Origin of the sequence: Campylobacter sp. BCW_6877, assembly GCF_001762445.1 — a bacterium.
GTDB classification, from domain to species: Bacteria; Campylobacterota; Campylobacteria; order Campylobacterales; family Campylobacteraceae; genus Campylobacter_D; species Campylobacter_D jejuni.
Genome location: NZ_MJWW01000056.1, coordinates 1 through 4,727 on the forward strand (window position 1 = coordinate 1; position 4,727 = coordinate 4,727).

General features: G+C 24.9%; 5 protein-coding genes. All 5 read left to right on the forward strand.

The features are described from left to right. On the forward strand, positions 1-717 hold a 717-nt coding region (locus tag AJ936_RS07210; RefSeq protein ID WP_186820505.1), incomplete at its 5' end, for a DNA topoisomerase. Beyond that, on the forward strand, positions 714-3,065 hold the full coding sequence (locus AJ936_RS07215; protein WP_070273933.1) for a hypothetical protein: 2,352 nt from the start codon (positions 714-716) through the stop codon (positions 3,063-3,065). The genes AJ936_RS07210 and AJ936_RS07215, both read left to right, overlap by 4 nt. 167 nt (positions 3,066-3,232) lie before the next feature. Then, on the forward strand, positions 3,233-3,571 hold the full coding sequence (locus AJ936_RS07220) for a hypothetical protein (RefSeq protein WP_070274256.1): 339 nt from the start codon (positions 3,233-3,235) through the stop codon (positions 3,569-3,571). After that, positions 3,568-4,062 (forward strand): hypothetical protein, encoded by a 495-nt coding sequence (locus tag AJ936_RS07225; RefSeq protein ID WP_070274240.1) that lies wholly within the window; start codon positions 3,568-3,570, stop codon positions 4,060-4,062. The genes AJ936_RS07220 and AJ936_RS07225 overlap by 4 nt, the downstream gene beginning before the upstream one ends. A gap of 24 nt (positions 4,063-4,086) precedes the next feature. Next, entirely contained in the window at positions 4,087-4,704 is a 618-nt protein-coding gene (locus AJ936_RS07230) for a hypothetical protein (protein WP_186820502.1), read from the forward strand. The last annotated feature ends 23 nt before the right edge of the window (positions 4,705-4,727 follow it).

Here is a 4,727-nt window from a genome sequence, read left to right on the forward strand (position 1 = left end):
AAAAAACTTTTAATAGAAAAAGATAAAGATAAAAAAGGCGAAAATGGCGGAATAGGAACTCCAGCAACAAGAAGTAATCACATAGAAACTTTAATAAACAGAGGCTATATTGTAGTTTCAAAGGATAAAAAGCAAGTTGTTAATGCTACAGAACTTGGAATTAATTTAATCCAAAATTTAGATCCTATATTGACAAATCCAGACATGACAGCTTTATGGTTTGAATCTCAAAAAGAGATACAAGAAGGAAAACTAAAAAGAAGCGATTTTTTAAATTCAATTAATGATTTTATTTTAAAAATAATTGATAATGAAAAGAGTTTAAACAAAAAAATTGTTTCTAATGAAGAAAAAGAAAAAATAACTTGTCCTAAATGTCAAAAAGGTTTTTTAAGAGAAATAAATGGAAAATTTAGAAAATTCTTTTCTTGTTCTGAGTATTCTAATGGTTGTGATTTTAAGGCGAAATCTGTTAATGGAAAACCTGAATTAGAAAATAAAAGCACTAATTTAAATACATCTTTTAAATGTCCTCAATGTAATCAAGGAAACTTAATAAAAAGAGAAAGTAAAAATGAAAAAAACAAATTTTGGTATGGTTGTTCTGAATGGAAAAATGGTTGTAAATTTATGTGTCCTGAATTAAATGGCGAACCTAATTTAAATGCTAAAAATAATTTTCAAAACAATTATAAGCAAAAGGTTAAATACAAATGAAAAAAATAATTTTATTTTTATTGCTGTTTAATTTCTTATTTGCAGAAGGAACAAATAATGGGCAAGGAGTTGTTTCTGAAACTACTAAAGAAGAAATGCAAAAAATATTTCCTAATAGTGATGATGACATAGATTCTAAAAATGGATGTAGTTGGGAGTGTAGAAAGGTTAATAGCGGATATGGAACTCAAATCATAGGATTTGATTTTAAAAATGGGACAACTTTTTGTAGAGTTTATAAAAATGAAAATTTTGATTTAGATTTAAAATTTAATGCTTCAAAAACTAATTTATCTTGTGCTAAACAAGTGTATACAGGACTTGATACTGAATTAAAAAATTATGAAAATATAGATAGAAAAATTAATTTAGAAAGTATAATTAAATGGACGCCAAGCGATACTAAAATTAATTTTGCAAAATATTTAGTTGCTTTAGCAACTTTAAATCCAAATATTATTGATAGAGAAAAAACTTATAATTTAGGAGAATTAACCTTAAAAGATGGTATAGATAATTTTAGCATTAAAACTATACAAAAAAATCAAAGTTTTATGGATTTTTTGATAGCTCCAAATTCTGTTTTAAATCAAAATAAAGGATTTTCTACTTCAAGTATAAGTTTGCAAGAAACTTCAGCTGTAGATGGTTTTAATAAAAACAATATGGCGTATTTTTCAAATCTATTTTTAGCCAATGAAAAAATTTATCAACATTTACAAATTCTAATTCTTGTTTTAGTTGGTGGATTTTTTCTTACTTCAATTAGTGCAGAAAAAATTCAAGCTTACTTAGAAAATAGGGGCGAAAATGAAGGAAAGCAAAAATTTTTACATAAATTTTATATTCCAATGATTATGATAGGAACATTTTTTATGCCTATACCCGAAGGAAATGGTTTAGCTCACTCAACAATTATGCAAAACGTCATTAGATATTTTGCATTAAAATCAACAGATATTGCAGATATGGCTAGTGCAATTGGTGGAAAAACCTATATGGATAAAATTTATAAAAGTATAGGTGGAGTAAATATTCAAGGTATTAAAGCCTTATTAGAAAAAAAGAAAGAAAATGAGTTTCTTATAAGTCAAGGAGATGAAATTTATAAAAAAACTTGTTCTTTAAGATATAAAAACCAACTATCTGCCATTAGAGAAAGCTATATCACTTCTTTAACAGATGAAGATAAAGAAAAAATAAAACGATTTTTAGCTGAAGATAGTAATGATATGGCAGGAAAAAATGGCGATATTTCCTTGGAAGCTTGTATAGCTTTAGAAGCTGATATTTTAAAAGCAAGAAATGAAATAACTAAAATAAATTCTCAAATGGAAAAAATTGATAAATTAAGAGATAACACTCAAAAAATCAATGAAATGAAAAATCTTGATGCTTATTTTGCAGTAAGAGAAATGCAACTTGGATGGATAAATTCTTTATTTACGCCAAGTAGTGCAATTTTAGCAGAAGTAACTATGTTTAAAGAAGAGCAAGGTGATGAAGATGAACAAAAAGAAAGGATGATTAAAGCAACTAAAAAAAATATTCAAAACACTAAAGAAAATATAAATAAAGGAGATATTGAAATTAGTAAAGATGATATTACAGATAGCTCTTTAGGATGGATAGCAGGTAAATTAGTATGGATGATGTTACCAGGAGCTTCAACTATAAAAGATTTTGTAATGGAAAATACTGGAAAATTCATGGCTGTAATTCAAGCAGCAGCAGCTTCTACTGTGCCAATCATAGGAACAGTAGGTGGAGCTATCGTTGGATACATAACAGGAACAGTTGCCTCAACAATTACAGGATATGCTATAGCTATAATGTTAATAGAATGGACTTTTCAAAAAATACCATTATTGGTTTGCACTACAGCTTCTATTATAATATTTGTATCTTATTTAGTTTCTTTGATAAAATATTTTTATATTTCACCATTCGTTGTAGCTTTCTCCTTAGCAACTAAAAGAATGGATAAAATTATTGAATTCTTAATTAATGGTATGGCTATATTTTTAAAACCCGTATTAATTATTCTCTTTATATATTTATCATTATTTATAAATGTTTTAGTAGACGAATTTTTCTTATTTGTTTCTGTAGAACAATTTACAGGAATTAAAACTAGCGTATATAATTTTCACACTAACTTTATTATAGGTGCAATCACAGGCTTATTAACTATATTTGCAAAAATTGCTTCAGCGGTAATTATGTGGAATTTAATTATTAAAGGGCCTTCATGGGCTTTATCATTAGTAGGTATTGATGGAAAACAAAGTGAAATGATTTCTCAAGGTATGGAAAACACTTTAAACAAGAGAGCAAATATTGTTTAAAGAAATCTCAACTAAACCAAATATATACAAAGGAATAAAATGGAAAATAAAATGAAAAAAAATATATAGAACTTGAAAGAAAAGAAGGACAAATCAATGACATTCCATACACTATTTTGAAAGTTGAATATCCTAATCTAAAAGAATTAAAAGATAAGGATTTATTAATGCAAAATGACAAAGGACAATGGCTTTGTGGCTATATTGGCTTAAAACACGAACAAAAATTAGATTTTAATAAGTTGAAAAATGAAGTTTGTATAGCCCCTATTTATTTAGAAAAATTTGACACTGATTTATTTGAAAAAGACGAGAATGTTACTAAAATCATATTTTTTGATCAAAATCATTCTTGGAATAAAAGTAGGATAAATACTCAGTTAGATGAAGATTTATGCTTAAAAGATATTGAAAAAGTAGTAAATCACATTATTAATTTTAACAAAAATAATATAAAAGAAGAAAATTCCAATAAAGAATATAAATTTCAAAGGAGAAGAAAATGAGCAATTTAATGATGGAACTTGCAATGATGGACAAGAAAGACTATTATAAAGAGTTTATAGAAAACGATGTAATAAGAGTTATATTTGGTTATAAAAATGAAAAGAAATATGATAGCGATGATTATTTTGAAATGTCGCTTAGAGTGTGGGTAGGAAAAGAATATTTTGATGAATTTCTTAATAATCCAAAAGTGGAAAACAATATGGAAGTTGTGAAATTATTTATGGAAACCCCATTTTTCAAAGAATTAGCAGAACAAACTATCAAGATTGATTTTAAAAATTGGGATTTTATAATCCCCGATTTTTTTAAAAAGCATAATATAAAAATAATTCCTTATTTTCAATTAGGCAATAATGAAAATTTAAGCCCAAAACAATTTTTTATGTTTCTAAAAGAACTAAAAGTTAAAGAATTAAAATATATAACCACCATTCTTTGCAGTAAATCAATTGAAGATGAGTATAAACTTTTGCATAAAAAATTTTAGTTAGCAAGAAAAAAAGGAGTTAAAATGTTATTAGAGAATATACAAGAAAATAATCAGTATTTTTTTCATTCCTTACAAAATGATATTGATGATATTGCAAAAAAATATATGGATAAATTTTTTGCAATTTTAACCCTAGCAAGAAATGAAAATACAAAGTTCGTAAATTTAAAGCATTTCAATAATTTAAAAAATGCTGAAATGGAAATTTTTTTTGATAATGTATTTAGAAACAATGAATTTAAAAAAAATATAAAAGATAAATTAAAATTATTTGATAAAGATAGGAAGCATTCAATAAAAAAAGGAAGTTACCTTGTGCTTATTTGTTTTTTAAATGAGTTATATAAAAATCTTATCATTGATGACAAACAATTTGAAAATTTGTTAGTTTCAACAACAAAAGAATATTTCATAAGAATAATTGATAAAAAAAGAAAAGGAATGATTAACATATATTTCCAAAAAGATAAAGAAATTGAATGGGAAGATAGATTTAAAATTGTAACAGATGGTTTTGGAGGCAATGATTATGATGAAAAAATGCTTTATTATGGATTAGAAAAAGCAAATTATATAAAAATAAATGAAAAATTTATAGAAGAAGAACTTGAAAAATTAAATTTATTTAAATTTATTTAAATACAAGGATTTAAAATGAAAAA

Excerpts from the sequence above, each read along its gene's own strand:
- AJ936_RS07215 (WP_070273933.1), top strand. The coding sequence starts at position 714 with ATGAAAAAAATAATTTTATTTTTATTGCTGTTTAATTTCTTATTTGCA.
- AJ936_RS07220 (WP_070274256.1), top strand. The coding sequence starts at position 3,233 with ATGCAAAATGACAAAGGACAATGGCTTTGTGGCTATATTGGCTTAAAA.
- AJ936_RS07225 (WP_070274240.1), top strand. The coding sequence starts at position 3,568 with ATGAGCAATTTAATGATGGAACTTGCAATGATGGACAAGAAAGACTAT.
- AJ936_RS07230 (WP_186820502.1), top strand. The coding sequence starts at position 4,087 with ATGTTATTAGAGAATATACAAGAAAATAATCAGTATTTTTTTCATTCC.